The organism is Microbacterium sp. EF45047, from assembly GCF_028472845.1.
In the GTDB taxonomy this organism is placed as follows: Bacteria; Actinomycetota; Actinomycetes; order Actinomycetales; family Microbacteriaceae; genus Microbacterium; species Microbacterium neungamense.
Genome location: NZ_CP069429.1, coordinates 2,309,102 through 2,333,033, shown reverse-complemented (window position 1 = coordinate 2,333,033; position 23,932 = coordinate 2,309,102). Strand labels below are relative to the sequence as shown.

The window sequence follows — 23,932 nt, the reverse complement described above, 5'->3', positions numbered from 1 at the left end:
GGGGAGCGGTTGCGGAGACCTCATCGCAGCACCGTGGCACGTCCCGGCGGCGCGCGGGGACGTTATCCACAGGGGGGTGCCCCTATGTCCTCTGTCAAGCGGCGAGGGCGGGTTGGGCTGGTCGCGGTTGGTAGAGGGTGCCGTCGCGGAGCATGGCGTAGAGGACGTCGGAGCGGCGTCGAGCTAGGGCGATGAGGGCCTGGTTGTGGCGTTTGCCTTGGGCGATCTTGCGGTCGTAGTAGGCGCGTGATTCGGGGTCTCGGAGTGCGGCGAACGCGGAGAGGAACATGGTCCGTTTCAGGATCTTGTTCCCGCGCCGGGAGGGATGCTCGCCGCGGATCGAGGTGCCGGATCGTCGGGTCACGGGTGCGAGGCCGGCGTAGGCGGCGAGGTGCCCGGCAGTGGCGAAGGTCTTGGTGGTGACTTCGGTGAGGAGCCGGGCTGCGGTCCTGACGCCGACTCCGGGCATGCTCGTCAGGACCGGTTGAAGAGGGTGAGCGTCGACGATCTTCTCGACCTCGATGGCGATCTCATCACGCTGCCGTCGCAACGCCTGGAGCTGCTCTGCGAGCCTGGGGAGCACCAGCGCGGCGGCGTCGGTGCCGGTCACCACGACGGTCTGCTCGCCGAGCGCGGTCATGATCTCTGCCGCCCAGACACGACCTTTGCGGGGCGCGTTCTTCAGCAGCCGGTTCCCTAGCCGCTTCTCACCCGCAGTCTTCATCGCCGCCGGCGACGGGTAGCGCTGCAGCAGGTCCAGGATCGCGGGGTGATCCAGCCGCGGCCCGAGCACGCGTTCCAGCGCCGGGTGGATTTGGGTGAGCAGACCCCTGATCCGGTTGGAGACCTGGACGATCTGACCGGCGAGGTCGTCGTCGAACCCGCAGAGCATGCTCAGCTCCGCGACCTTCTCGTCGGCGACCTGGATCGACCGGAGCGTGTGCGGCATGGTGCGGGCCGTTTCGGCGATGATCGCCGCGTCTCTCGCGTCGGTCTTCGCCTCACCGGGATGCAGATCCGCGATGCGCCGCATCGCCAACCCCGGCAGGTAACCGACGAGAGCACCTGCGGCTTGCGCGACCGCGACCGGGAGTGCACCGATCGTCGCGGGTTGATCTACGACCAGCAGCACCACGCCATGCGAGGCGAGCTGGTCGATCACCGCCCGCAATTGGCGCTCGTCGTTCGGGAGTGCTCGGTCGAATAGTCGCTTGGCTTCCCGGTCGAGCGCGACCGCGTGATGCTCGCCCTTGCCGACGTCGAGCCCAACGAACACGTCGACCTCGTCGTATCTGTCGATGCTGGTGACCACTTCGTCCTCCGCTTCACTCGTGACGGCGTCCGCGGCGGCGCGTCTCGGCATCCACGTTACGAACGGCCTCGAGCATGCTCGGGTCCAGCCCCTATCAGCGATCACACACCGCCAACCAGGCCCGGTGACAACACCCCCCGGATCATCGAGGACAGGGGGCAGCAATCATGCCGGGCCCGGCAGGCCGTCACCGCCCAGCATGGCCGCCGAACGGGTCACGAAGAAAGTAACGCGGGGCGAACGCGGGGCGAACGCGGGGCAGGCGGCGCGCTCGGGTCGCAGAAAGTGTCGCTACGGCATCCGTCTCCCCGCTCCGGTCGCAGAAAGTGCCGCTTCGCGAGGCCGGAAGCGGCACTTTTCGCGACCTGAGCGCGTCGCCCGGCTACTCCGCGCGCAGCCGCAGCTGCGCCATCCCGCCGTCGACCTCGATGAAGGTGCCGGTGGTCGACCCGGATGCGGGGCTGACGAGGTAGAGCACCGCGCCGGCGACCTCGTCGGGGGAGACCAGGCGGCCGTGGGGCTGCCGCGCCTGGAGCGCGGCGCGCTCGGCCTCGGGGTCGGCGGCGGCGTCGAGCAGGCGCCCCACCCACGGGGTGTCGGCGGTGCCGGGGTTGACGGCGTTGACGCGGATGCCCTCGCGCAGGTGATCCGCCGCCATCGCGCGGGTCAGCGCCGAGACCGCACCCTTCGACGCCGAGTACAGCGCGCGCTGCGGCAGGCCGGTGGTGGAGGCGATCGATGCCGTGTTGCACACCGCCGCGGCGGGCGACTTCCGCAGCCAGGGCAGCGCGGCCCCGGTCACCCGGGCGATGCCGGTGACGTTGATCGACAGCACCCGCGCCCACTCGTCATCGTCGTTCGCGGTGATGTCGCCCTGCGCCCCGACGCCGGCGTTGTTGATCACGATGTCGATGCGTCCGAAGCGCTCGCCGACCGCCGCGACGGCCGCGTCCACCGAGTCGCGGTCCGACACGTCGGCCGTGAACGCGGGGAAGCGCGGGTCGGCCCCCGTGATGTCGCGGTCGAGCACGGCGACCTGCGCGCCCTCCTCGTGCATGCGGCGCGCGATCGCGGCGCCGATGCCGGATGCCCCGCCGGTGACGATCGCCACCAGGCCCTCGACCTGACCGCTCATGGCTGCTCCTCCCAGGCGACGAACTCCTGCCGCTGCCGGCCGAGCCCCTCCACCTCCACCTCCACGACGTCCCCCGGCTTCAGGTAGGGGAACCGGCCTCCGAGCGCCACCCCCTGCGGCGTGCCGGTGAGGATGAGATCCCCGGGCTCGAGGGTCGCGAACTGCGACAGGTGGTGCACGATCGTGCGCACGTCGAAGATCATGTCCGAGGTGTCCGAGTCCTGCCGGGGCTCGCCGTTCACCCAGCTCCGCAGCCTCAGCCCGGTCGTGTCCACCTCGTCGGGGGTCACCAGCCAGGGACCGGTCGGGTTGAACCCGTAGGCGATCTTGCCCTTCGACCACTGCCCGCCGGACACCTCCAGCTGGAAGGTCCGCTCCGACACGTCGTTCGCGGTCACGTAGCCGACGATGCAGGCATCCGCCTCCTCCGGCGCGTCGAGGTACGCCGCCCGGCGGCCGATCACGACGCCCAGTTCGACCTCCCAGTCCGTCTTCTCGCTGCCGCGGGGGATGGTCACGGCGTCGTTCGGGCCGACGACCGTGTTCGGCGTCTTCAGGAACACGATCGGCATGGCCGGCGGCTCGGAACCGGACTCGCGCGCGTGCGCGGCGTAGTTCTGCCCGATGCAGAACACCGCGCTCGGCCGCGCGATCGGCGCGCCGATCCGCAGCGACGCCGCGCCATCCAGTTCCGGCAGCGCCCCGGCGTCGAGGGCCGCCCGCGTGCGGCCGACCGGGTCGTCGGCGAGGAACGCGCCGTCCACATCCGATGTCACGGCGCGCAGATCGTAGGTGCGCTCTCCGACGATGACGACCGGGATCTCGTGTCCGGCCTCTCCCAGTCGCGCGAACTTCATGGATCTCCTTCGGGTCCTCGGGGCGGGTGAGCCGACGACGGTTCCCCATCGGCGGTCCGTTGACAGTATAGACATCGGATGTTTACACTCCAAGTGTCTGCGCCGAGGCATCCGTACCCGGCGACACGTGAAGGAGCCCTGTGAGCCGCATCGTCGCGCTGGAGACCAGCGACATCCGCTTCCCCACCTCGCTGAGCCTGGACGGCTCGGACGCGATGAACCCGGACCCCGACTACTCCGCCGCCTACGTGATCGTGCGGACGGATGCCGGCGACGACGTCTCCGGCCACGCCTTTGTGTTCACGATCGGCCGCGGCAACGACGTGCAGGTCGCCGCGATCGACGCGCTCGCCGGCCACCTCGTCGGCCGCGAGCTGGAGCCGCTCCTGGACGACATGGGCGGCACCTTCCGCGCCCTGATCGGCGACTCGCAGCTGCGCTGGCTGGGTCCCGAGAAGGGCGTCATGCACATGGCGATCGGCGCCGTGATCAACGCGCTCTGGGACATCAAGGCCAAGCGCGCGGGCCTCCCGCTGTGGCAGCTCCTGTCCCGGATGACGCCTGAGGAGATCGTCGACCTCGTCGACTTCCGCTACCTGAGCAACGCCCTCACCCGCGACGACGCCCTCGCCATCCTCCGCGCCGCCGAACCGGGCCGCGCCGAGCGCGAGGCCGAGCTGCTCGCGACCGGCTACCCGGCGTACACCACCAGCCCCGGCTGGCTCGGCTACTCGGACGAGAAGCTGGAGCGGCTGGCCCGCGAGGCGATGGCCGACGGCTTCACGCAGATCAAGCTCAAGGTCGGCGCCGACCTGGACGACGACATCCGCCGGTTCCGGAAGGCGCGGGAGGTGTGCGGGCCGGACTTCCCGATCGCGATCGACGCCAATCAGCGCTGGGAGGTGTCCGAGGCGATCGCCTGGGTGAACGCCCTCGCGGAGTTCCGCCCGGCATGGATCGAGGAGCCGACCAGCCCGGACGACGTGCTCGGCCACGCCGAGATCGCCCGCGGCGTCGCCCCGATCCGGGTCGCGACCGGCGAGCACGCGCAGAACCGGATGATCTTCAAACAGCTGCTGCAGGCGGATGCCGTCGCGGTGATGCAGATCGACGCCGTGCGCGTGGCCGGGGTGAACGAGAACATCGCCAACCTGCTGCTCGCGGCGAAGTTCGGGGTGCCGGTGTGCCCGCACGCCGGCGGTGTCGGCCTGTGCGAGGCGGTGCAGCACCTGTCCATGTTCGACTTCGTCGCCGTCAGCGGATCCCGCGAGGGCCGGCTGATCGAGTACGTCGACCACCTGCACGAGCACTTCGTCGTGCCCACCGACATCCGCCGCGGCAGCTACATGCCGCCGACGGCGCCCGGCACCGGGATGGAGATGAAGGCGGACAGCATCCGCACCTATACCTGGACGGGACGGCATGTCGCCGCGTGACGTCTCCGGAGTGGTGCTGCCGCCGCTCGGTTACGGCGCCGCGAACGTCGGCAACCTGTTCCGCCCGCTGAGCGACGACGAGGCGTGGGCGGTGCTCGAGGCGGCGTGGGATGCCGGCATCCGCTACTTCGACACCGCGCCGCACTACGGACTGGGCCTGTCCGAGCGGCGGCTGGGGGCGTTCCTGCAGACCAGGCCGCGCGACGAGTACGTGCTCTCCACGAAGGTCGGCCGGCTGCTGCGGCCGAACCCGGAGCACGCCCCCGGCGGCCTGGACGTCGCGAACGACTTCCACGTGCCCGACGACCTGCGCCGGGTGTGGGACTTCTCCGAGGCGGGCATCCGGGCGAGCATCGCGGAGTCGCAGGAGCGCCTCGGCATCGAGCGCATCGACCTGCTCTACCTGCACGACCCGGAGCGGCACGACCTCGACCTCGGGATCGCCTCCGCCGTCCCCGCGCTCGAGGCGGTGCGCGCCGAGGGTCTGGTCGCGGCGATCGGGGTCGGGTCGATGGTGACGGATGCCCTGGCGCGCTCGGTCCGGGAGGCCGATCTCGATCTGATCATGGTCGCCGGCCGGTACACCCTGCTCGAGCAGCCCGCGGCCGCCGAGGTGCTGCCGGCATGTGTGCGGCGGGGGACGGGTGTGGTGGCGGCATCCGTGTTCAACTCCGGCCTGCTCGCGCAGAGCGAGCCGCGACGCGACGGCCGGTATGAGTACGGCGCGCTGCCCGAGGAGCTGTGGCAGCGGCTGGTGCGCATCGCCGCGGTGTGCCGCAACCACGACGTGCCGCTGCCGGCCGCCGCGATCCGGTTCCCGCTCCGCCACGGTGCGGTGCGGTCGGTCGTCGTCGGCGGCAGCCGCCCCGGCCAGCTGCGCGAGAACGCCGCCTACGCCGCACATCCCGTCCCTGAGGAGCTCTGGACCGAGCTCGCCGAGGAGGGGCTCATCCCCGCCTGACACGTTCGATTCCAACGCTGAGAGAGAGGCTGCGAATGCTGGAAGGCATCCACCCGCTGCTGACCGGAGAGCTGCTGCTGCACCTGGACCGGATGGGGCACTCCGACGCGGTCGTCGTCGCGGACGCCCACTTCCCCGCGTGGGCGCTCGGGACGCGCGTGATCGATCTGCCGGGGACCACCACCCCCGAGGTGGTCGCCGCGATCCGCACCGTGCTGCCCCTGGACGACGCGCCCGCCATGGACCTGATGGAGTCCGCCGACGGCGAGGTGCTCGAGGTGCAGCGCGAGCTGATGGATGCCGCGGGCACCGAGGTGGGCACCACCCGGTTCGTGGAGCGCTTCGCCTACTACGACGTCGCGAAGGGCGCCTATCTGATGGTGCGCACCGGAGAGACCAGGAAGTACGGGAATGCGCTGCTGCGCAAGGGCGTCGTCGGGCATCCGGCGGGGTGAGACGCCTGGGGGCTGGCGGCGCTCGATCAGCGGGCGGACCTCGCGGTGGACGCGCGGATCACGAGCTCGGCGGGGAACGGGGTCACGGCCGGCGCGCGCGAGCCGGGGTCCTCGAGCTGGCGGAGCAGGGCGGATGCCGCGGCGCGGCCCATCTCGTACGCGGGCTGTCGCACCGTGGTCAGCGGGACGATCGCCTGGTGCGCCTGATCGACGTCGTCGAAGCCCACGATCGCGACGTCCTCCGGAACCCGGACGCCCGCGCGCAGCAGCACGGTCAGCGCCCCGATCGCGAGCATGTCGTTCGTCGCGAACACCGCATCCGGCCGCTCCTCGGGCGGCAGGCGGAGCATCTCCTCGCCGGCGGCCATCCCGGCCGCGATGGTGAGGCCCGGGGTGCGCATGACCTGGACGGCGGCGCGCCCGCCCACAGCATCCGTGAATCCGGCGAGGCGATCGGCCGACTCGCGCACCCCCTCCGGGTCGCCCAGGAAGGCCATCCGGCGGCGGCCGAGGGCCGTCAGGTGCTCCCCGGCCAGGCGTCCGCCGCCGACGTCGTCGAACGGGACGAAGCCGACCGCGGCGGAGGGCTGTGCGGGACCGATCACCACGGAACGGATGCCGCGGGCGGCGAGGCGCTCAAGCCGGGGGACGACGTCGCCGAGCGGGGAGATGACGATGCCGCGCGCGCGGTGCGCCTCGAACATCTCGATGTTGCGCAGCTCCTGCGCCGGGTCGCGGTTGCTGTTGCTGAAGAACAGCGACCAGCCCCCGTCGCGGGTGCCCTCCTCGACGCCGCGCGAGAGCTCGTTGAAGAACGGCAGCCAGGCGTCCAGCAGGATCAGCGCGATCGCCTTGCCCGAGCCGGCGCGCAGCTGGCGGGCGGACTCGTTCGGCACGTAGCCGAGCTCCTCGATCGCGGCCCGGACGCGCTCGAGGGTCGTCGCGCTGAGCAGCTCCGGGTGGTTGAGGTAGTTCGACACCGTCGAGGCCGACACCCCGGCGAGGGCCGCCACGTCCTTCACGCTCGCCGGCATCCTCGCACCTCCCTCCGGTACACCATAGCGCCTGTTGACACGTTGCAAGTCGACGCCGTAGTCTCGTCGGCACGAGGTATTGCAACGTGCCAATCTCCCCGCACGACGTGCCGACGCACGAGATGCGGACCCCCGCGACACCGCCGCCGCACAGCGAAGGAGCTCACATGAAGATCGGATGCCACGGCCTGGTCTGGACCGGACAGTTCGACGCCGAGGGCATCCGCCTCGCCGTCGCGAAGACCGCCGAGGCGGGCTTCGACCTCATCGAGTTCCCGCTGATGGATCCGTTCTCCTTCGACACCGGCGCCGCCGTGCGCGCGCTCGAGGAGAGCGGGCTGGCGGTGAGCGCCTCCCTCGGACTGTCCGAGGCGACCGACATCACCAGCGCCGACCCGGAGGTCGTCGACGCCGGCGAGGCGCTGCTGCGCCGGGCGGTCGACGTCCTCGCGGACATGGGCGGCACCCACTTCTGCGGCGTCATCTACTCCGCGATGAAGAAGTACATGGAGCCGGTGACGCCGGCGGGCCTGGAGAGCAGCCGGCGCGTGATCGGGCGCGTGGCCGAGCACGCCGCGGGCCGGGGCGTCGAGGTGTCGGTCGAGGTGGTGAACCGCTACGAGACGAACGTGCTGAACACGGCGCGGCAGGCGATGGCCTATCTCGACGCGATCGACCGGCCCAACCTCGGCGTGCACCTGGACACGTACCACATGAACATCGAGGAGTCCGACATGTTCGCGCCCGTCCTCGACGCGGCGCCGCGGCTGCGCTACGTGCACATCGGCGAGAGCCACCGCGGGTACCTCGGCACGGGCTCGGTCGACTTCGACACCTTCTTCAAGGCGCTCGGCCGGATCGGCTACGACGGCCCGATCGTGTTCGAGTCGTTCTCCTCGGCGGTGGTCGCCCCGGACCTCAGCCGGATGCTCGGCATCTGGCGCAACCTGTGGACCGACAACGAGGAGCTCGGCGCCCACGCGAACCGGTTCATCCGCGACAAGGTCGTCGCGGTGGACACGATCCGGCTGCACTGACTCGTCCCGGAGAGGGCGCGGCCCGGACCCGGCCGGGAAGGCCGAGAGAGGAGCATCCGTGACCAAGATGTTATTACAGGCCTTTCGTCGCGGGCACACCTTAGATACATTTAGATACAACTTGCGCCGCGAGCGATGCGCGCGCAATATTGATCCGACGTTTGAAATGGATTCCACGCTCGCGGAAGCCGCGGGACGACGACCTTCAAGGGAGCAGGTGCGACGATGAGCGATCCCATCCTCCGGGTGGAAGGCATCAGCAAGGGATTCCCCGGCGTGCAGGCCCTCAAGGACGTGCATCTCGAGGTGCGCGCCGGCGAGGTGCTCGTGCTGGTCGGTGAGAACGGGGCCGGCAAGTCGACGCTGATGAAGATCCTCTCCGGGATCTACACGCGCGACGAGGGCACGATCTGGTTCGAGGGGCAGCCGGTGGAGCTGACCAGCCCGCTGCAGGCGCAGCAGTTGGGCATCACGATCATCCACCAGGAGCTGAACATGATGCCCGACCTCACGGTCGCGCAGAACATCTACGTCGGCCGCGAGCCGAAGAACGGCCCGTTCCTGTCGGAGCGCAGGCTCAACCGGCAGACCGCCGAGCTGCTGGACCGGCTCGGCATCGACCTCGATCCGCGCCAGCAGGTCGGCGAGCTCACCGTCGCCGAGCAGCAGATGGTCGAGATCGCCAAGGCGCTGTCGTTCAACGCCAAGGTGCTGATCATGGACGAGCCCACCTCGGCGCTCACCGACAGCGAGGTGGAGACGCTGTTCCGGCTCATCGATCAGCTCCGCGCCCGCGGCACCGGCATCGTCTACATCTCGCACCGCATGGACGAGCTGCGCCGGCTCGCCGACCGGGTCACCGTGCTCCGCGACGGCACCTACATCGGCTCGCTGGAGAAGTCCGAGATCAGCATCCCGAAGATCATCGAGATGATGGTCGGCCGCGTGATCGACGAGGGCACCCGGCCCACCGCCCGCGAGCACCAGAACGACCCGGTGGTGCTGGACGTGCAGGGCCTGTCCACGAAATCGCTGCTCAAGGACGTCTCCTTCCAGCTGCACCAGGGCGAGATCCTCGGGTTCGCCGGGCTGATGGGAGCGGGTCGCACCGAGACCGCCCGGGCCATCATCGGCGCCGACCCCAAGGACGGCGGGCGCATCCTCATCGGCGGGCGCGAGGTGCGCATCGCGCAGCCGGCGGATGCCGTGAGGCACGGCGTCGGCTACCTGTCCGAGGACCGCAAGTCCCTCGGGCTCATGCTCGAGCAGGACGTCACCTTCAACACGGTGCTCGCCTCGCTCGGCACCTACGCCAACGGCATCGGCTGGATGGGCGACCGCAAGGCGAAGAACCAGACCAAGGAGTACGTCCAGCGGCTCCGCGTGAAGACGCCCTCGGTCAACCAGACCGTCAAGCTGCTGTCCGGCGGCAACCAGCAGAAGGTCGTCATCGCCCGGTGGCTGATGCGCGACTGCGACATCCTCATCTTCGACGAGCCGACCCGCGGCATCGACGTCGGCGCCAAGGAGGAGATCTACCGCCTGATGCAGCAGCTCGCGGCATCCGGCAAATCCATCATCGTCATCTCGTCGGAGCTGCCAGAGATCCTCCGCGTCGCGAATCGCATCGCCGTGTTCGCGAACGGACGGATCACCGGCACCCTCCGCAACGAGGAAGCCAGCCAGGAGAAGATCATGCACCTCGCAGCCCACGGGGAGGAAGAAGAATGAGCACCTCACAAGAGCCGGGCTCGACGACCACCGTCGTCCAGCAGGCCGTCACCGAGAACACCGACAAGCGCGACGTCGCCGGGTTCCTCAAGCGCCAGCTCCAGCAGTCGCTCGCGTTCGGCACCCTGGTCGTGCTGGTGATCTTCTTCTCGATCGCCAGCCCCAGCTTCTTCACCTTCAGCAACATCGCCTCGGTGCTGCTGTCGACCGCGGTGATCGGCATCCTCGCCCTCGGCACCACCTTCGTCATCATCACCGGCGGCATCGACCTGTCCATCGGCACGGGCATGGCCCTGTGCGCCGTGATGACCGGCGTGTTCATCACGAACATGGGGCTGCCGATCGCCGTCGGCGTGATCGGCGGCATCGCGACCGGTGTGCTGATGGGTCTGGTCAACGGGCTGAACATCACCTACCTGCGCCTGCCTCCGTTCATCGCCACCCTGGCGATGATGATGATCGCGGGCGGCCTCGCTCTGGTCATCTCCGGCGTCGCGCCGATCTACTTCTCCACCTCGGCCCCCGACTTCAAGCGGATCGCGCTGGGCGTGATCATCCCCGGCATCCCGAACGCGGTGCTGATCACGGCCGTGCTCGCGGTGATCGCGTACATCGTGCTGACCAAGACGCTGCTCGGCCGGTACACCTTCGCGATCGGGTCGAACGAGGAGGCCACCCGCTTGTCGGGCGTGAACACCCGTCGCTGGACGATCCTGATCTACATGTTTGCGGGCGCCTTCACCGGGATCGCGGGCGTCGTGATCGCCTCCCGCCTGGACTCGGCCCAGCCGCAGATCGGCATGGGGTACGAGCTGCAGGCGATCGCCGCGGTCATCATCGGCGGCACCTCGCTGCTGGGCGGTCGCGGCTCGATCCTCGGCACCGTGATCGGCGCGCTGATCATGAGCGTGCTGGTGAACGGCCTGCGGATCATGTCGATCCAGACCGAGTGGCAGAACATCGTCGTCGGCATCGTGGTGCTGCTCGCCGTGTTCTTCGACTCGCTGCGCAACCGGCAGCGCACCTGAGAGCTCGGGTGGCGGTGAACACCCGTGCCCGCCGCCATCCGATCGGCCCCGGCCGAACCCGCGGAGCGATCCGCATGGGCACACACCGGAATGTCCACCACCCGGCTGCGGAGCCGGACACACACATCAATGGAGTTCTCATGAAATTCGGCAGGAAGACCGCGTTCGCGGCGCTGGTCGCCGCCTCCGCGCTTGCACTGGCAGGCTGCGGCGGCGGTGGCGTGATCGAAGAAGGCGGCGACGGCGGCACCGGCGGTGGCGGCGGCGACGGCGAGATGTACATCGCCATGGTGTCCAAGGGCTTCCAGCACCAGTTCTGGCAGGCCGTGAAGAAGGGCGCCGAGGAGAAGGCCGAGGAGCTCGGCGTGCGGATCACGTTCGAGGGCCCCGCGGCCGAGACCGAGATCAGCCAGCAGCTCGACATGCTCACCGCGGCCATCGACAAGAGCCCGGATGCCATCGCATACGCCGCTCTCGACCCCGAGGCGTGCGTGGCGCCGCTGGAGCGGGCGAAGTCGCAGGACATCCCCGTGGTGTACTTCGACGCCCCCTGCAACGGCGACGTCGGGCTGAGCCTGGTGGCCACCGACAGCAAGAAGGCCGGTGCGCTGGCGGCCGAGCACATGGCGGAGCTGATCGGCGGCGAGGGCGAGATCGCCATCGTCGGCCACTCGCAGATCAACTCGACCGGCGTGGAGCGCCGCGACGGCTTCAAGGAGAAGATCGAGGCCGACTTCCCGGACATCAAGATCGTCGACATCCAGTACGGCGACGGCGACCACCTGAAGTCCGCCGACATCGCGAAGGCGATGATCGCCGCCCACCCGAACCTCAAGGGCATCTACGGCACCAACGAGGGCTCGGCCATCGGCGTCGTGAACGCCGTGAACGAGCTGGGCCTGGAGAAGGGCGAGCTGACCATCGTCGGCTTCGACTCGGGCGCCGCCCAGATCAACGCGATCAAGGACGGCACCATGGCGGGCGCGATCACGCAGGACCCGATCAACATCGGCAAGCAGGTGGTTCAAGCCGCCTACGACGCCGCCAACGGCGACGAGGTCGAGGAGTTCTACGACACCGGTTCGTACTGGTACGACAAGAACAACATCGAGGACCCCGAGATCGCCGCGGTGCTCTACGAGTGACCCGCTGATCCAGCGGGCAGGGCCTCTCGCCTCCGGGCGAGGGGCCCTTTCCGTGCCTGAGGACCTCAGCTCCGTGCCTGAGGACCTCAGCTCCGTGCCTGAGGGCCTCAGTTCCGTGCCTGAGGGCCTCAGTCGCCGAGGGCGAGCAGGCGTGCGGGGTTGGCGACGAGCATCCGCTCCACGGCCTCGTCGCCGAGGAGCGCCCGCAGCCGCGGCAGGTAGCGCTCGCCGAGGTAGGCCAGGCCCGGCATGCCGCCGTAGGCGATGTAGCGGGTGCGGCGGGCGACGTCGCCGCCCAGCACGATCCGGTCGCCGGCGCCCTGGGCGACGGCGGCCTCGGTGAGCGCCAGCAGCTCGGCATCCGATCGGGTGCGCGGCCGGGCGAAGCCGTCGTAGCCGAGGTAGGCGCCGCGCTCGGCCAGGGACGCGTGCAGCCCGGGATCCGGGTCGCGGTCGGCATGCGCGAGCACGACGCGGTCGGATGCCACGCCCTCGGCCGCCAGCAGGTCGAGCACCTCGTGCGCGGCCGTGCAGAACTCCAGGTGCACCATGATCGGCGCGCCGGTCGCGCGGTGGGCCGCGGCTAGGGCGATCAGCGTGGTGCGCTCGAAGGGGCTGATCCGCCAGTAGTCGGCGCCGCCCTTGAGCATCCCGGCGCGCACCGGCGCCCCGGAGGGGCCCTGGGCGCGCGGGCCGGACGGGTCGTCGTCGCGCGCCGGCATCCCCTCCGCCACCTCGCGCGTGAACAGCGCCGCGAGCGCGTCCTCGTCCATCCCGTGGGCCGGATGCCCGGCGGGGTAGTGCGCCTCGCGGTGGCGGCCGGTCGTGGCGACGACCCTCAGCCCGGTGGCGGCGCTGATCCGCGCCACGGCGGCCGGATCGCGCCCGAGCCCGAAGGGCGTGGCGTCCACCATGGCCTCGAAGCCGCTCGCCTTCAGCAGCGCCGCCTCCTCGCCGGAGGCGGCCTCGTCGTCGAGCTCGTCGCCGGGCAGCAGCGGCGAGACCTGGAACAGGTGCTCGTGGTAGTCCACCCGGCCCAGCGTCGCCGGGTCGACGTCGCCGAGGACCGTGCGCACCGGGCCGGCGGACATCAGCGCACCGACTCCGCGGCGGCGGCGAGCTCCTCGACGACGGCCGGCGTCAGGTCGAGCTCGAACACGTCGGCGACGACCTGCGACCAGCCGTGGATGAAGTACCGCCAGCCGTCCTCCACGTGCAGGCCGCGCGTCTCCTGCTGGGCCCGCGCCTGGTGCAGGAACTCCAGCGATCCGCGGTAGTTGAACTCCCACGCCCAGGCGCCCTCGGGGAAGACGACGGCGTCGCTGAGCGGCGAGCCGGGCCGGTCCTTGCCGAGGCCGGTGGCGTTGGCGATCACGGTCCCGGCCGGGGCGGCCGCGACCAGGGCGTCCGCCTGCTCGGGCGTCTCGGTGACCACGTAGCGGATCAGGTCTTCGCGGGTGCCGTGCTGGCGGTGCACCTGGCGCAGGTGGTCGAGCTTGTCCTGCGAACGGGCGGTGACCGTGACCAGGGCGGGCGCGTCGGCGCGCTCGGCGAGGGCCCAGCTCAGGGCGGTGCCGGAACCGCCGGCGCCGAGGATGACGACCTCGGCGCCGGTGCGGGCGAAGTGGTCCGCCGGCAGGAAGTCGTTCAGCGCGAGGTCCACGGTGATCGGGTCCTTCGCGCGGCCGATCAGCCGGTCGCCGCGCTTGGAGATGCTGGAGATCTCCGCGCAGGACACCGCGAACGGGTCGAGCTCGTCGAACAGGTCGGATGCCGCGGCGTACACGTTCATCTTGTGCGTGGTCACCAGGGCGCCGCGGTGGTGCGGGTCGTCGCGGATCTGCTCCACCATCGCGCGGTACTGCGCCGGTTCGGCGTCCATCGGCAGGTCGTGCCCGATCAGGGTGCGCGTTGGCAGCCCCAGGATGTCGGCCCAGAGCGGGAAGACCTTCATGATCGACGACGAGGCCGTGGTCACGCCGACGAAGCCCATGTAGTCGGCGGCGGGGGCGGCGGCGGTCTCGGGGGAGGGGGTCATGGGGTCTCCTAGCGGGTCACGAGATGGGTCGGCTCCTCGCCGCGCAGCACGGCGAGGACCTCGTCGAGCGACATCCGACCCATGTTGTCCACGGCCTGCGTGGTCTGCGCGCCCAGGTGCGGGGTGACGATCACCCGGTCGGCGAGGTCGGCGGTGAGCAGGGGGCTGCCGGAGGCGGCGGTGTCGCCGTCGAGCGTGTCGGCGGCATACGCGGAGAGGATGCCGGAGCGCAGCGCATCCGCCAGGGCCTGCTCGTCGACGAGGTCGGGGCGGGCGGTGTTCACCAGCGCCGTGCCGGGGCGGATGCTGCTGAGCCGTTCCGCGTCCACCAGCCGCTGGCCGCCGGGGGCGTGCAGGGTGATCACGTCGGCGGTGCGGAACAGGGCGTCCAGCTCGACCGGATCGGCGCCCGCGGCCCGGACCGCGTCCTCGGGGAGGAACGGGTCGGCGGCGAGGATGCGGGGGCCGAAGCCGCTCAGCCGCCGGGCGACGCCCTGGCCGATCCGGCCGAAGCCGACGATCCCCACGGTCGCCGCGCCGAGCTCGCGGCCGCGGCGCACCGACCAGTCGCCGCCGCGCACCCGCCGGTCGCCGTCCGGGATGAACCGCAGCGCGGCCAGCATGAGCCCCACGGCGTGGTCGGCGACGGCATCCGCGTTCGCCCCGGGCGTGTTCGTGACCGGGATGCCTCGGGCCGCGGCCGCTGCGAGGTCCACCGCCTCGGTGCCCACGCCGTACCGGGCGATGATCTTCAGCTTCGGGGCTGCGGCGAGGTGCTCCTCGGTGATCGGCCCGGTGCCGGCGATCCAGGCATCCGTGCCGTGCAGCAGGGCCCGCAGCTCGCTCAGGTCGTGATGGGCGGGCCCGCGCATGATGCGGTGCCCCGCGGCGGTCGCGCGGGCGACCAGGTCGAGGTCGCCGTCCGAGAAGGAGCGGCTGGTGACGAGGATCACGGCCATCAGCGCGGCCTTCCCGCGAACCACGGCGCGAGGGCGGTGTAGGCTTCGGTGAACCGGGCGTGCCGCTCGACGTAGACCGCGTGCCGCGCGGCATCCGGGGTGAACTCGGCGGTGACCTCGCTGAGGGCCCGCGCCGCGGAGAAGTCGGCGAGGCCGAGGCCGGCGGCGGCGGTCACCGCGGCGCCCAGGCTGTTCGCCTCCTCGACGATGGTGCGCCGGCGCACCGGCACGCCCCACACGTCGGCGAGGATCGCCAGCCAGGCGTCGCTCTGCGCCCCGCCGCCGACCGCGTCGATGCGGTCGATCACGGCGCCCGACTCGCGGAACGCGTGGATGCAGGTGAGCAGGTTGAACGCCACACCCTCGAGCACCGCCCGGACCAGGTGGGCGCGGGTGTGGTGCCGGCCGATGCCGACGAAGGCGCCGCGCGCGTCCGGATCCCACAGCGGGGCGCGCTCGCCGAGCAGGTAGGGGAGGAAGTAGAGGTCCTCGGTGTCCAGCGGCGCGTCCGCGGTGCCCGCGGCCTCGGCGGTGAGCCGTCCCGTCTCGGGGTGCGTGGGGTCGGGGGAGAGCGCCTCGGCGATCCACTGCACCGACGCACCGCCGGCCTGCATGGTCGCGGTCGGCACGAAGGACCCGGGCACGACGTTGTCGAAGGTGAACGTCCGCATCCCCGGGTCGTGCAGCGGGGCATCCGCCGCGAACGAGATCCACGAGCTCGTGCCGAGGCACACGTACGCGCCGTCCTCGGGGGCGACGATGCCGGAGCCGACGGCGGCGAGCGGCCCGTCGCCGCCGCCCATCACGACCGGGACGGATGCCGGCAGGCCCAGCGCCGCGGCGGCGGCATCCGTCAGCGTGCCGGCGATCGTGGTGGACTCGAGGATCTCGGGGAACAGCGCCGGGTCGAGCCGCGCCGCCTGCAGCACCTCGTCGGACCAGGTGCCGGCCTGCTGGTCGTAGGCGTTCGTGCCGGAGGCGTCGGAGCGGTCGGTGGCGAGGCGGCCGGTGAGGCGGAGGACGATGAAGTCCTTCGCGACGCACACCCGGCGCACGCGCGCCCACACGTCCGGCTCGTTGTCGCGCACCCACATGATCTTCTCGACCGAGTAGGTGGGGTTCAGGCGGTGCCCGAGCACCCGGTACGCGTGCTCGGCGCCGAGGGCCTGCTCGAGCTCGCGCTGCTGGGCGCCGGAGCGCGTGTCGGCCCAGATGATCGCGGGGCGGGCCGGCTCGCCCTGCGCGTCCAGCAGCACCGCGCCCATCATCTGTCCGCTGACGACCAGGCCCGCGACGGATGCCGGTTCGGTGCCGGTGCGGGCGACGAGGTCGCGGGTGGCGGCGACGACGGCATCCCACCAGTCCTGCGGGTTCTGCTCGGCGATCCCTCCGTCGGCGAAGCGCGCGGGGTAGGGCACCGTGACCGAGGCGACGAGGCGCCCGTCGTCGTGATGCAGGGACGCCTTGTTGCCGGTCGTGCCGAGGTCGTGCGCGATGATCACAGTTCTCGCCAATCGATGTCGCGGTTTCGGGTGTTTCGGAGTATACCTGTAATTACAAGTTATGAGGAGGCCTTTCGTGAGCACCGCTGTGGACACCCCCGTCGTCCTGGAGATCGCGCCCGAGGGCGGTATCGCCGGGCGGACCCGCCGCTACGAGAAGTTCCTCGGCGACATGGCCGGGGTGTACCGCGACGAAGCCGCCTGGCAGGCCGCGGTGGCCGAGCGCGGCGCGGACGAGCTCGTCTACTGGGTGGACGACCACCGCTATCAGGAGGGGCCGGGAGCGCTCATCGTCGGCACCAGCACGCTGCTGCCGGGCCGCATCGGCGACGAGTTCGCGGTCACCCGCGGGCACCTGCACGCCATCGCCGACCGCGCCGAGCTGTACCACTGCCTGAGCGGGCACGGCGTGATGCTGCTGGAGACCCTGGACGGGCAGTCGACGGCGATCGAGCTCACCCCGGGCAAGGCCGTGAACGTGCCCGGCCACTGGATCCACCGCAGCGTGAACGTGGGGGACGAGCCGTTCGTCACCCTGTTCTGCTACGCCGCCGACGCCGGGCAGGACTACGCCGTGATCTCGGACGCCGGCGGCATGAAGAACCTCGTGGTCGCGGACGGCGACGGCTGGGCTCTGGTCCCGAACCCCGACCACCGCGGCTACCGCCGCTGACACCCGGCCCGCCTCTTGTCCTCCCCTCCGCGGAGGAGCAGACTGACCCCCGGCTGCCGACCCCGGCGGCCGGGAGGAGCAGGGACATGGCACACGGCGACATCACCCACATCGACATCCCGGTGAGCGACATGGCGAGGGCCACGGCGTTCTACTCGGGCCTGTTCGGCTGGCAGATCGCGGAGATGCCCGGGTTCGAGGGCTACCCGATGTGGCAGGCGCCGAACGGCATCTCCGGCGGCGGGCTCGCCCCGCGCGACGCCGACTTCACCCAGCCGCGCTCGTACGTCGAGGTGGACTCGATCGACGACACGATCGCGGCGGCCGAGGCCGCCGGCGGCTCGGTCGCGATGGGCAAGCAGCCCATCACCGAGACCAGCGCGTGGGCGGTCATCGTCGACCCCGACGGCAACCACATCGGCCTGTTCGAGGGCGTGGTGAACCCGGAGGGCTGAGCCCCGTCGGCTCTTGCGTGCAGCGCCCGGTCAGTGCCGGGCGCTGCGGCGTGCCCGGTAGGCCGCCACGGCGTTGCGGTTGGCGCAGGTGGTCGAGCAGTAGCGCTTCGAGCGGTTGCGTGACAGGTCGAGCGCGAGCGCGTGGCATCCGTCGTCCGCGCACACCGAGATGCGGCCGCCCTCGTCGGCGCGGATGACGTCGATCAGCGCCATCGTGGTCTCGATCAGCACGCGCTCCGCGAGCGGGCGGTCGTCGGCGACGGCGTGCAGATGCCAGTCGAGGCCGTCATGCCGGCGCAGCTGGGGCATCAGCGTGGACTCGGCGAGGGCGGCATTGACCTGCGCCACCATCTCGTCGCGCGGGGCGAGCAGCATGGCGCGCAGGCGCGGGCGCAGGGCGCGCAGCTCCTCGAGCTCGGCGGCGTCGCGGTAGATGCGGCCGGTGTACGGGTACGCCGTGAGGAACCGCTCCTCGTCCTCGAGGGTGACCAGCGTGTCAGGGTCCTCGGCGGAGTTGACCAGCCAGACCGCCGCCCTCAGGGCATCCTCGGTGTCATCGGTGAAGATCACATTGACATCTTACATGGCGCGGGAGTAGCGTCACATGTCATGAGCAGGGTCACCAATGACATCCGTCGTCCCGGGCTGCGGCGCGGCGCGAACGCGGGCGTGCTGTTCGCGCTCGCCGCGGCGCTCTCCTTCGGCACCTCCGGCATCTTCGCGCGGGGGCTGATCGACGCCGGCTGGTCGCCGGGCGCGGCCGTCACCGTGCGGATGTGGGTGGCCGCGCTCGTGCTGCTCGTACCCACGCTCCTCGCGCTGCGCGGCCGCTGGGCCAGCGTGCGCCGCAACGCCGGCATGATCGTGCTGTACGGCCTGCTCGCCGTCACCGCCGCGCAGCTGTGCTACTTCCAGGCGGTGGCCGTGATGGATGTCGGCATCGCGCTGCTCATCGAATACACCGCCCCGATCGCGGTGATCCTGTGGCTGTGGCTGCGCCGCGGCGAGAAGCCCACCCGCCGCAGCATCCTCGGCGCGGTCGTGGCGTTCGTCGGGCTCGTGCTCATGCTCGACGTGCTCACCGGCGCCCAGGTGCACCTCGGCGGCATCCTGTTCGCGCTCGGCGCGATGGTGGGCGCCGCGACCTACTTCGTGCTGTCCGGACGCGCGGACACCGGACTGCCGCCGATCGCCCTCGCCGGGCTGGCGCTGATGATCGGCGCGACCGGGTTGACGGTCGCCTCCGCCGTCGGCCTGCTCCCGTTCGCGTGGACCACCGCCGACGTCGACTTCCGCTTCGTCACCGTGCCGTGGTTCGTGCCCGCCATCGCCGTCGGCGTGCTCTCGACCGCGCTCGCCTACAGCTTCGGCATCGTCTCGACACGCATGCTGGGCTCGCGGGTGGCCTCGTTCCTCGCGCTCTCCGAGGTCGTCGCGGCGATGGTGTTCGGCGCGCTGCTGCTCGGGCAGGTGCCCGGCCCCGCACAGGCCCTCGGCGGCGCGCTCGTGCTCGCCGGCGTGATCATGGTGAAGCTCGGTGAGCCCGCGGTGGCGGATGCCGAACCCCCGGTGACGGCGCCGGAGCCGCTGGCGATCCCGGCGGCCGAGGCGACCGTCCCGGCGGGCCCCGAGCGGAATGTATACATATAACGGACGAAGATCGCCCCGGGCTGGCGTGAGCCGGGGATTATGCATACACTGAGCGCATGATCACCGCGGCTGACCGTCTCACGGCCAGTGAACGCGCCTACGCGACCCTCCTCGAGGAGATCCAGTCCGGCGCTCTGCCCGCCGGCGCCGTGCTCGCCGAAGTGGAGCAGGCCGAACGGCTCGGGATCAGCCGCACGCCGCTGCGCGAGGCGCTGCGCCGCCTCGCCGCCGACGGCCTCGTCGTGCAGCAGTCGCCGCGGGTGACCGTGGTCGCCGGCATCGACACGGACGACATCCGTGCCTTGTTCGAGATCCGCCGGGCGCTGGAGGAGACGTCGGTGCGGCTCGCCGCGCAGCGCGGCGACGCCGCCGTCTTCGCCGGGCTCGCCGACGAGTTCTCCCGTGTCGATCTCCGTGCGGATGCCGGACGCGACGCCTACTACGCCCTCATCGCCCGCTTCGACGCCGCGCTGGATGCCGCGGTCGCCAACGACTACATCGCCGCCGCGCTGCGCACCGTCCGCACCCACCTCGGGCGGGTGCGGCGGATGGCGCGCGACAAGCCGGAGCGACTCGCCGCCTCGGCATCCGAGCACCGCCTGATCGCCGGAGCGCTCGCCGCGCGCGACGCCGAGCTCGCCGCGCACGCCACGCACGTCCACCTGCACAACGCCCTCGACAGCATCCTCGAATCCCTCACCGAAGGAGCAGCATGACCGTCACCCATCACGTCCGCGTGCACCGCAGCGACGAGAACCTCGAACGCCCCGGCCAGCTCGCCTGGAAGATCGCCGAGGTCGCCGCCGACCCGGTCGAGGTCGAGCCCGAGGTGGTCGACATGATCGTGAACCGGATCATCGACAACGCCGCCGTCGCCGCGGCATCCCTCACCCGCCGCCCGGTCTCCGCCGCGCGGGCGCAGGCGTTCTCGCACCCGGTGTCGACGGGGGGCGCCGGCGCGACCGTCTTCGGGGCGGCGCTCGACCGCCGCACCAGCCCGGAGTGGGCGGCCTGGGCCAACGGCGTCGCCGTGCGCGAGCTCGACTACCACGACACCTTCCTCGCGGCGGACTACTCGCACCCCGGCGACAACATCCCCCCGATCCTCGCCGTCGCCCAGCACCTCGGCAAGGACGGCGCCGCCCTCGTGCGCGGCATCGCGACCGGGTACGAGATCCAGGTCGACCTCGTCCGCGCGATCTGCCTGCACAAGCACAAGATCGACCACGTCGCCCATCTCGGCCCGTCCGCGGCCGCCGGCATCGGCACCCTGCTCGGCCTGGACGTCGAGACGATCTACCAGGCGGTCGGCCAGGCGCTGCACACCACCACCGCCACGCGGCAGAGCCGCAAGGGCGAGATCTCCACCTGGAAGGCGCACGCCCCCGCCTTCGCCGGCAAGATGGCGATCGAGGCCGTCGACCGGGCCATGCGCGGCGAGACCAGCCCGTCGCCGATCTACGAGGGCGAGGACGGCGTCATCGCCTGGATGCTGGACGGGCCCGACGCCGCCTACGAGGTGCCGCTGCCCGCCCCGGGCGAGCCGAAGCGGGCGATCCTCGACACATACACCAAGGAGCACTCCGCCGAGTATCAGGCGCAGGCGCTCATCGACCTCGCCCGCCGCCTCGGCACCGAGCGGCCGGAGCTGCGCGACCCGGCGAACATCGAGTCGATCGTCATCCACACCAGCCACCACACCCACAACGTGATCGGCTCGGGCGCGAACGACCCGCAGAAGTACGACCCGAAGGCCTCCCGCGAGACCCTCGACCACTCCATCCCGTACATCTTCGCCGTCGCCCTGCAGGACAGCACCTGGCACCACGTCGACTCGTACACGCCGGAGCGGGCCGCCCGGCCGGACACCGTCGAGCTGTGGCACAGGATCACCACGGCCGAGGACGCCGAGTGGACGCGCCGCTACCACTCCACCGACCCGGCCGAGAAGGCCTTCGGCGGACGCGTCGAGATCCGCCTGGCGAACGGGGAGACCGTGGTGGACGAGATCGCCGTCGCCGACGCGCATCCGCTCGGCGCCCGCCCGTTCGGCCGCGAGGACTACATCCGCAAGTTCCGCATCCTCGCTGCCCCGGTGCTCGACGCGGCCGAGATCGACCGGTTCCTCGAGCTCGTGCAGCGGCTGCCCGAGCTGTCGGCATCCGAGGTCGCCGAGCTCTCCATCGTCGCCAAGGCGGGCGTGCTCGAGGGCGCGCCGGCGCCGAAGGGGCTGTTCTGATGCTCTCCGCAGGCTGTGGAACCGGTCGTGTGTCACGGAACGTGCGGGTTCGCCCGCCTGCATCCGACGTCTTCTGTGACGCGCCACGGCGGTGTGTCGCACAACCTGCGGGAGCCGCGCTGCGTAACCCGCAGATTCTGAGACACGCTCGACGGATCGCCGCCGGCCGGCTGCGAGGAGGACTCTGATGCTGTACTCGACCACCCCCGCGGCCGAGAAGCGGCGGCTGTTCCGCGAGCGGCTCGCCTCGGGGGAGCTGCTGCGTTTCCCCGGCGCGTTCAACCCGCTCTCGGCGCGGCTCATCGAGCGGAAGGGGTTCGAGGGCGTCTACATCTCCGGCGCCGTGCTGTCCGCCGATCTCGGCCTGCCCGACATCGGGCTCACCACGCTGACCGAGGTCGCCGCACGGGCCGGGCAGATCGCGCGGATGACGGAGCTGCCGGCGATCGTGGACGCCGACACCGGCTTCGGCGAGCCGATGAACGTGGCACGGACCATCCAGGAGCTCGAGGACGCCGGCCTCGCCGGCGCGCACATCGAGGACCAGGTGAACCCGAAGCGCTGCGGTCACCTCGACGGCAAGAGCGTCGTCGACCAGGACACCGCGATCAAGCGCATCCGCGCGGCCGCCGACGCCCGCCGCGACGAGAACTTCCTGATCATGGCCCGCACCGATGTGCGCGGCGTGGAGGGGATGGAGGCTGCGGTCGATCGCGCCAAGGCGCTCGTGGACGCCGGCGCCGACGCGGTCTTCCCCGAGGCGATGCGCTCCCTCGCCGAGTTCGAGGCGATGGCGGATGCCGTGGACGTGCCGATCCTGGCCAACATGACCGAGTTCGGCAAGAGCGAGCTGTTCCCAGTGGACCGCCTGCGGGACGCCGGCGTGCGGATCGTGATCTGGCCGGTGTCGCTGCTGCGGATGGCGATGGGCGCGGCGGGCCGCGCGCTCGATACGCTGATCGACGAGGGGCACCTCACCGGCCGCCTCGGCGAGATGCAGCACCGCGCCGATCTCTACGACCTCATCGACTACGAGTCGTACAGCCACTTCGACTCCGGCGTCTTCAACTTCACGATCGAGAAGCCCTCCGGTCGTTGAGCGGTACGCGAAGCGACGAGACGAAACGAAGGAGCACACAATGCCCGAGGACATCAAGAAGGGCCTCGCCGGAGTCGTCGTCGACACGACGGCCATCTCCAAGGTCAACCCCGAGACCAACAGCCTGCTGTACCGCGGATATCCGGTGCAGGAGCTCGCCGGCACCCAGCCGTTCGAGGCGGTCGCGTACCTGCTCTGGCACGGGGAGCTGCCGGATGCCGGGCAGCTGGCGCAGCTGCGCGCCGAGGAGCGCCGTCATCGCGCCCTCGCCGACGACGTGAAGGCGGCGATCGACCTGATCCCGCTCGAGGCGCATCCGATGGACGAGGTCCGCACCGCGGTGAGCGTGATCGGCGCGGCCGACACCAGTGCGGGCGGCTCGGTGCTGAACGCCGGCGGCAGTCCCGAGGAGAACCTCGCGCGCAGCATCCGTCTCTTCGCCGCCCTGCCGGCGATCGTCGCGTACGGGCAGCGGCGGCGTCGCGGCCAGGAGATCGTGCCGCCCCGCGACGACCTCGACTACTCCGCGAACTTCCTCTGGATGACCTTCGGCGAGATGCCCGACCCGGTGGTGGTCGACGCGTTCAACCGATCGATGATCCTGTACGCCGAGCACTCCTTCAACGCCTCGACGTTCACGGCCCGCGTGATCACGTCGACCCTCAGCGACCTGTACTCCGCGGTGGTCGGGGCGATCGGCGCGCTCAAGGGCCCGCTGCACGGCGGGGCGAACGAGGCCGTGCTGCACATCTTCGACGAGATCGGCGACGCCGCCAACGTGAAGCCGTGGCTGGACGAGGCGCTCGCCCACAAGCGCAAGATCATGGGCTTCGGGCACCGGGTGTACAAGCACGGCGACTCGCGCGTGCCGACCATGAAGGCGGCGCTGGACACGCTCATCGAGCACTACGGGCGCCCCGACGTCGCCGAGCTGTACGACACCCTGGAGCGCGAGTTCGTGGCACGCAAGGGCATCCACCCGAACCTCGACTACCCGTCGGGACCCGCCTACAACCTGATCGGCTTCGACACCCTCACCTTCACGCCGCTGTTCGTCGCGTCGCGGGTGACCGGCTGGACCGCGCACATCATGGAGCAGGGCGCCTCCAACGCCCTGATCCGCCCGCTCTCGGCCTACAACGGACCGGACGAGCGGCACGTCGCGGTCTGACGCCCGGCGATCAGC

Annotated in this window: 23 protein-coding genes; 14 read left to right on the top strand and 9 right to left on the bottom strand. The window is 71.1% G+C overall.

The window, feature by feature from the left end:
- Positions 1 to 94 precede the first annotated feature (94 nt).
- The 3 genes from JRG78_RS11405 to JRG78_RS11395 form a co-directional block, all read right to left on the bottom strand.
- Positions 95 to 1,363: an IS110 family transposase gene (locus JRG78_RS11405; protein ID WP_239541894.1), complete on the bottom strand. Its 1,269-nt coding sequence runs from the start codon at positions 1,361 to 1,363 to the stop codon at positions 95 to 97.
- A 331-nt stretch (positions 1,364 to 1,694) separates the two neighbouring features.
- Entirely contained in the window at positions 1,695 to 2,447 is a 753-nt protein-coding gene (locus JRG78_RS11400) for an SDR family NAD(P)-dependent oxidoreductase (protein ID WP_272653402.1), read from the bottom strand.
- The gene (locus JRG78_RS11395; RefSeq protein WP_272653401.1) at positions 2,444 to 3,304 is read right to left on the bottom strand and encodes a fumarylacetoacetate hydrolase family protein; all 861 of its coding nucleotides are present in this window, start codon (positions 3,302 to 3,304) and stop codon (positions 2,444 to 2,446) included. Before JRG78_RS11395 ends, JRG78_RS11400 begins: the two co-directional genes overlap by 4 nt.
- Positions 3,305 to 3,444: 140 nt before the next feature.
- Here JRG78_RS11395 and JRG78_RS11390 point away from each other — a divergent pair, with 140 nt between their 5' ends.
- The 3 genes from JRG78_RS11390 to JRG78_RS11380 are packed head-to-tail and all read left to right on the top strand — an operon-like array spanning position 3,445 to position 6,156.
- Positions 3,445 to 4,740, top strand: coding sequence for an L-fuconate dehydratase (locus JRG78_RS11390; protein WP_259606769.1), 1,296 nt, complete (start codon positions 3,445 to 3,447; stop codon positions 4,738 to 4,740).
- Complete coding sequence (locus tag JRG78_RS11385; RefSeq protein WP_259606768.1) at positions 4,727 to 5,701, top strand: aldo/keto reductase; 975 nt, start codon at positions 4,727 to 4,729, stop codon at positions 5,699 to 5,701. Before JRG78_RS11390 ends, JRG78_RS11385 begins: the two co-directional genes overlap by 14 nt.
- A gap of 35 nt (positions 5,702 to 5,736) precedes the next feature.
- The gene (locus tag JRG78_RS11380) at positions 5,737 to 6,156 is read left to right on the top strand and encodes an RbsD/FucU family protein (protein WP_259606767.1); all 420 of its coding nucleotides are present in this window, start codon (positions 5,737 to 5,739) and stop codon (positions 6,154 to 6,156) included.
- Positions 6,157 to 6,182: 26 nt separating this feature from the next.
- Here JRG78_RS11380 and JRG78_RS11375 read toward each other — a convergent pair whose 3' ends face one another.
- Positions 6,183 to 7,190, bottom strand: a complete 1,008-nt coding sequence (locus JRG78_RS11375) for a LacI family DNA-binding transcriptional regulator (RefSeq protein WP_259606766.1) — start codon at positions 7,188 to 7,190, stop codon at positions 6,183 to 6,185.
- Positions 7,191 to 7,357: 167 nt separating this feature from the next.
- Between JRG78_RS11375 and JRG78_RS11370 the strand changes: the two genes are divergently transcribed.
- The 4 genes from JRG78_RS11370 to JRG78_RS11355 all read left to right on the top strand — a co-directional run bounded on the left by JRG78_RS11370 (position 7,358) and on the right by JRG78_RS11355 (position 12,131).
- Positions 7,358 to 8,227 carry a sugar phosphate isomerase/epimerase family protein gene (locus tag JRG78_RS11370; protein ID WP_259606765.1) on the top strand — a complete coding sequence of 290 codons (870 nt, stop codon included), beginning with the start codon at positions 7,358 to 7,360 and terminating at the stop codon, positions 8,225 to 8,227.
- 225 nt (positions 8,228 to 8,452) lie between these two features.
- A complete protein-coding gene (locus JRG78_RS11365) occupies positions 8,453 to 9,958 on the top strand; it encodes a sugar ABC transporter ATP-binding protein (protein WP_259606764.1) in 1,506 nt (501 codons plus the stop codon).
- The gene (locus JRG78_RS11360) at positions 9,955 to 10,986 is read left to right on the top strand and encodes an ABC transporter permease (RefSeq protein ID WP_259606763.1); all 1,032 of its coding nucleotides are present in this window, start codon (positions 9,955 to 9,957) and stop codon (positions 10,984 to 10,986) included. The genes JRG78_RS11365 and JRG78_RS11360 overlap by 4 nt, the downstream gene beginning before the upstream one ends.
- Before the next feature lie 140 nt (positions 10,987 to 11,126).
- Positions 11,127 to 12,131: an ABC transporter substrate-binding protein gene (locus JRG78_RS11355; protein ID WP_272653400.1), complete on the top strand. Its 1,005-nt coding sequence runs from the start codon at positions 11,127 to 11,129 to the stop codon at positions 12,129 to 12,131.
- 128 nt (positions 12,132 to 12,259) lie between these two features.
- On the opposite strand, the gene JRG78_RS11350 is transcribed toward JRG78_RS11355, so the two are convergent.
- From JRG78_RS11350 to xylB, 4 genes are read right to left on the bottom strand one after another with little or no spacing between them, the layout of a single operon-like run.
- Positions 12,260 to 13,222: a phosphotriesterase family protein gene (locus JRG78_RS11350; protein WP_272653399.1), complete on the bottom strand. Its 963-nt coding sequence runs from the start codon at positions 13,220 to 13,222 to the stop codon at positions 12,260 to 12,262.
- On the bottom strand, positions 13,222 to 14,169 hold the full coding sequence (locus tag JRG78_RS11345; protein ID WP_259606760.1) for a shikimate dehydrogenase family protein: 948 nt from the start codon (positions 14,167 to 14,169) through the stop codon (positions 13,222 to 13,224). Before JRG78_RS11345 ends, JRG78_RS11350 begins: the two co-directional genes overlap by 1 nt.
- Positions 14,170 to 14,177: 8 nt before the next feature.
- Positions 14,178 to 15,152, bottom strand: a complete 975-nt coding sequence (locus tag JRG78_RS11340) for a phosphoglycerate dehydrogenase (protein WP_272653398.1) — start codon at positions 15,150 to 15,152, stop codon at positions 14,178 to 14,180.
- Positions 15,128 to 16,630, bottom strand: a complete 1,503-nt coding sequence (gene xylB / locus JRG78_RS11335; protein ID WP_259606758.1) for a xylulokinase — start codon at positions 16,628 to 16,630, stop codon at positions 15,128 to 15,130. The genes JRG78_RS11340 and xylB overlap by 25 nt, the downstream gene beginning before the upstream one ends.
- A gap of 76 nt (positions 16,631 to 16,706) precedes the next feature.
- On the opposite strand from xylB, the gene JRG78_RS11330 reads away from it, so the two are divergent.
- Positions 16,707 to 17,303, top strand: coding sequence for a glucose-6-phosphate isomerase family protein (locus tag JRG78_RS11330; RefSeq protein ID WP_259606757.1), 597 nt, complete (start codon positions 16,707 to 16,709; stop codon positions 17,301 to 17,303).
- An 86-nt stretch (positions 17,304 to 17,389) separates the two neighbouring features.
- A complete protein-coding gene (locus JRG78_RS11325) occupies positions 17,390 to 17,758 on the top strand; it encodes a VOC family protein (RefSeq protein WP_259606756.1) in 369 nt (122 codons plus the stop codon).
- Between the two features lie 30 nt (positions 17,759 to 17,788).
- Here JRG78_RS11325 and JRG78_RS11320 read toward each other — a convergent pair whose 3' ends face one another.
- Positions 17,789 to 18,328, bottom strand: a complete 540-nt coding sequence (locus JRG78_RS11320; protein ID WP_272653397.1) for a CGNR zinc finger domain-containing protein — start codon at positions 18,326 to 18,328, stop codon at positions 17,789 to 17,791.
- 39 nt (positions 18,329 to 18,367) lie between these two features.
- On the opposite strand from JRG78_RS11320, the gene JRG78_RS11315 reads away from it, so the two are divergent.
- From JRG78_RS11315 to JRG78_RS11295, 5 genes are all read left to right on the top strand, one after another.
- Positions 18,368 to 19,408: an EamA family transporter gene (locus JRG78_RS11315; RefSeq protein ID WP_272653396.1), complete on the top strand. Its 1,041-nt coding sequence runs from the start codon at positions 18,368 to 18,370 to the stop codon at positions 19,406 to 19,408.
- A 56-nt stretch (positions 19,409 to 19,464) separates the two neighbouring features.
- A complete protein-coding gene (locus tag JRG78_RS11310) occupies positions 19,465 to 20,124 on the top strand; it encodes a GntR family transcriptional regulator (protein WP_259606753.1) in 660 nt (219 codons plus the stop codon).
- Complete coding sequence (locus tag JRG78_RS11305) at positions 20,121 to 21,647, top strand: MmgE/PrpD family protein (RefSeq protein ID WP_272653395.1); 1,527 nt, start codon at positions 20,121 to 20,123, stop codon at positions 21,645 to 21,647. The genes JRG78_RS11310 and JRG78_RS11305 overlap by 4 nt, the downstream gene beginning before the upstream one ends.
- A gap of 187 nt (positions 21,648 to 21,834) precedes the next feature.
- Positions 21,835 to 22,746 (top strand): methylisocitrate lyase, encoded by a 912-nt coding sequence (gene prpB, locus JRG78_RS11300; RefSeq protein WP_272653394.1) that lies wholly within the window; start codon positions 21,835 to 21,837, stop codon positions 22,744 to 22,746.
- A 40-nt stretch (positions 22,747 to 22,786) separates the two neighbouring features.
- Entirely contained in the window at positions 22,787 to 23,917 is a 1,131-nt protein-coding gene (locus JRG78_RS11295) for a bifunctional 2-methylcitrate synthase/citrate synthase (RefSeq protein ID WP_272653393.1), read from the top strand.
- The last annotated feature ends 15 nt before the right edge of the window (positions 23,918 to 23,932 follow it).

What these genes read in the sequence shown, in the direction of transcription:
- JRG78_RS11405 (WP_239541894.1), bottom strand. Translation starts at nt 1,363, where the DNA reads ATGCCGAGACGCGCCGCCGCGGACGCCGTCACGAGTGAAGCGGAGGAC.
- JRG78_RS11400 (WP_272653402.1), bottom strand. Translation starts at nt 2,447, where the DNA reads ATGAGCGGTCAGGTCGAGGGCCTGGTGGCGATCGTCACCGGCGGGGCA.
- JRG78_RS11395 (WP_272653401.1), bottom strand. Translation starts at nt 3,304, where the DNA reads ATGAAGTTCGCGCGACTGGGAGAGGCCGGACACGAGATCCCGGTCGTC.
- JRG78_RS11385 (WP_259606768.1), top strand. Translation starts at nt 4,727, where the DNA reads ATGTCGCCGCGTGACGTCTCCGGAGTGGTGCTGCCGCCGCTCGGTTAC.
- JRG78_RS11380 (WP_259606767.1), top strand. Translation starts at nt 5,737, where the DNA reads ATGCTGGAAGGCATCCACCCGCTGCTGACCGGAGAGCTGCTGCTGCAC.
- JRG78_RS11375 (WP_259606766.1), bottom strand. Translation starts at nt 7,190, where the DNA reads ATGCCGGCGAGCGTGAAGGACGTGGCGGCCCTCGCCGGGGTGTCGGCC.
- JRG78_RS11370 (WP_259606765.1), top strand. Translation starts at nt 7,358, where the DNA reads ATGAAGATCGGATGCCACGGCCTGGTCTGGACCGGACAGTTCGACGCC.
- JRG78_RS11365 (WP_259606764.1), top strand. Translation starts at nt 8,453, where the DNA reads ATGAGCGATCCCATCCTCCGGGTGGAAGGCATCAGCAAGGGATTCCCC.
- JRG78_RS11360 (WP_259606763.1), top strand. Translation starts at nt 9,955, where the DNA reads ATGAGCACCTCACAAGAGCCGGGCTCGACGACCACCGTCGTCCAGCAG.
- JRG78_RS11355 (WP_272653400.1), top strand. Translation starts at nt 11,127, where the DNA reads ATGAAATTCGGCAGGAAGACCGCGTTCGCGGCGCTGGTCGCCGCCTCC.
- JRG78_RS11350 (WP_272653399.1), bottom strand. Translation starts at nt 13,222, where the DNA reads ATGTCCGCCGGCCCGGTGCGCACGGTCCTCGGCGACGTCGACCCGGCG.
- JRG78_RS11345 (WP_259606760.1), bottom strand. Translation starts at nt 14,169, where the DNA reads ATGACCCCCTCCCCCGAGACCGCCGCCGCCCCCGCCGCCGACTACATG.
- JRG78_RS11325 (WP_259606756.1), top strand. Translation starts at nt 17,390, where the DNA reads ATGGCACACGGCGACATCACCCACATCGACATCCCGGTGAGCGACATG.
- JRG78_RS11315 (WP_272653396.1), top strand. Translation starts at nt 18,368, where the DNA reads ATGAGCAGGGTCACCAATGACATCCGTCGTCCCGGGCTGCGGCGCGGC.
- JRG78_RS11310 (WP_259606753.1), top strand. Translation starts at nt 19,465, where the DNA reads ATGATCACCGCGGCTGACCGTCTCACGGCCAGTGAACGCGCCTACGCG.
- JRG78_RS11305 (WP_272653395.1), top strand. Translation starts at nt 20,121, where the DNA reads ATGACCGTCACCCATCACGTCCGCGTGCACCGCAGCGACGAGAACCTC.
- prpB (WP_272653394.1), top strand. Translation starts at nt 21,835, where the DNA reads ATGCTGTACTCGACCACCCCCGCGGCCGAGAAGCGGCGGCTGTTCCGC.
- JRG78_RS11295 (WP_272653393.1), top strand. Translation starts at nt 22,787, where the DNA reads ATGCCCGAGGACATCAAGAAGGGCCTCGCCGGAGTCGTCGTCGACACG.